This window comes from Leisingera sp. F5 (genome assembly GCF_001593695.1).
The window spans coordinates 1-1,990 of the sequence record NZ_LUKH01000616.1; the positions used below are offsets into that span (position 1 = coordinate 1).

The following is a 1,990-nucleotide window of genomic DNA, read 5'->3' on the forward strand; positions in this document are numbered from 1 at the left end:
GTGCGCGGGGTAGGCATGGGCCATGGCGCTGAAATTCACCTCCCTGCAAGACTTCTATGCCCACGGGTTCGACACTGTGATCGACGTGCGCAGCCCGGCGGAATATGCTGAAGACCATGTGCCCGGCGCAATCAGCTTGCCGGTGCTGGACAACGCGGAACGCGCCGAGGTCGGCACAATCTATGTGCAGGACAGCCCCTTCAAGGCGCGCAAGCTGGGCGCAGCACTGGTATTCCGCAATGCCGCAAACCACATCGAGCAGAGCCTGAGCCACCACGAGGGCGGATGGAAGCCGCTGGTCTATTGCTGGCGCGGCGGCCAGCGGTCAGGGTCCTTCACCTGGATGCTGCAGCAGATCGGCTGGCGCGCCGAGGTGGTGGAAGGCGGCTATCAAAGCTACCGGCGGCTGGTGAATGCGGCGCTCTACCAAACCGCGCTGCCGCACCGGATGGTGGCGCTGGACGGCTATACAGGCTCGGCCAAGACCGAGGTGCTGAAGCGGGCCGGTGCTTCGGGCGTGCAGGTGCTGGACCTGGAAGGGCTGGCCAATCACCGCGGCTCGCTTCTGGGGGACATGCCCACGCCGCAGCCATCGCAGAAGGGGTTTGAATCCGCAGTGGCGGGCGCCTTGATGCGGCTGGACCCTAGCCGCCCGGTGCTCGTGGAGGCAGAATCGAGCAAGGTTGGCCAGCGGATCATTCCGCCTTCGGTCTGGGAGGCAATGAAGCAGGCTCCGCGGATCGAACTGCAGGTACCGGCTGCGGCCCGCTGCCGTTATTTGGTGGCGGCCTATGACGACATCCTGTCAGACGCGGACAGGTTGCGTGAAAAGCTGGCCCCCTTGCGCGCGTACCGCTCGGGCGCGGTGGTAGATGGGTGGTTTTCTGCCATTGACACAGGTGACAAGGCCGGGCTGACCGAGGCGCTGATGGCCGAGCATTATGACCCCGCCTACCGCAAGTCCCGCACCGCTATCGGTGCGGTGATTGCAGCCACGGTGGAGGCTGATGCGCTGGACGAAGCGGGCCTGGATGCCGCAGCGGCGCAGGTGGCTGCGCTCATGTCCGGTCTCTGACAGAGTTCTCCCGCCCGTCGCCGGAGCATCTGCGATGCCCCGCTCCCGTTGGGCGCAGCGTGCCTCCGCTCCAGGTGGTAAAGCTGCCTGCCGGGCAGCGGGACGGGAGTAATTTCACAAGGATGAAGCACCGGAAACGGGCTTCTTTCTGGTTGAAAATACCTCGGGGTGAATTGGTCCGCAGGGCCAAGAGGGGCTGGTCCCTGTTCGCCGGGCGCCGCTAGGCACTGAGGGTGATGGTGCCGGGGCTTGACGTTGCCTTGCCGACGAGCGCAGCCGGGTACCCGGCTGCGCGCAGCTGGTCCAGCAAATCATCAGCCTGATCTGCGGCCACCGCAGCCAGCAGGCCGCCCGCGGTTTGCGGGTCATACAGCAGGTCCTGCCAGCCGGAGGTTTTCAGTTCCGGCATAGCTGCCTGATTGGCGGGAAACAGCGAGGAGCGGATACCGCGGCCGGCGAGTTCAGCCGCGCCTTGCATCAGAGGGATCTTGCTGGTGTGCAGTTCCGCTCCGGTACCGGACGCCTCGCAGATGCCCAAAAGGTGGCCGAGCAGGCCAAAGCCGGTCACGTCGGTCATCGCATGCGCATCCTGCAGAATACGGGCAGCGGTGGCCTGCGGCTGGCTCATCTGCGCCAGCGCGGCGGCCACCCATTCTCCCTTGGACTGGCCTGCCATTTCCGCGGCCATCAGCACGCCGGAGCCGATGGGCTTGGTCAGAATCAGCGCGTCGCCCGGCCTGGTGCCCGCAAGGGTGATCGCGGGGCGGGGGCAGAGGCCGGTGACGGTGAAGCCGATGGTCAGCTCATCGCCCAGTGAGGTATGGCCGCCGATGATGGCGGCGCCGGCCTGTTGCAGCACGTCCGAGGCGGCACCCATGATTTCCTGCAGGGTGCGGGCCTGCAGCGCGGGCGACA

Annotated in this window: 2 protein-coding genes; one reads left to right on the plus strand and one right to left on the minus strand. The window is 66.3% G+C overall.

What is annotated here, in order from left to right; translation table 11 throughout:
• Positions 1-22: 22 nt before the first annotated feature.
• The gene (gene mnmH, locus A2I95_RS33940; RefSeq protein WP_027259301.1) at positions 23-1,075 is read left to right on the plus strand and encodes a tRNA 2-selenouridine(34) synthase MnmH; all 1,053 of its coding nucleotides are present in this window, start codon (positions 23-25) and stop codon (positions 1,073-1,075) included.
• Between the two features lie 220 nt (positions 1,076-1,295).
• Here the strand turns inward: mnmH and selD are convergent.
• The coding region (selD, locus tag A2I95_RS33945) for a selenide, water dikinase SelD (RefSeq protein ID WP_291736880.1) at positions 1,296-1,990 on the minus strand (695 nt) is incomplete at its 5' end.

What these genes read in the sequence shown, in the direction of transcription:
- mnmH (WP_027259301.1), top strand. Translation starts at nt 23, where the DNA reads ATGGCGCTGAAATTCACCTCCCTGCAAGACTTCTATGCCCACGGGTTC.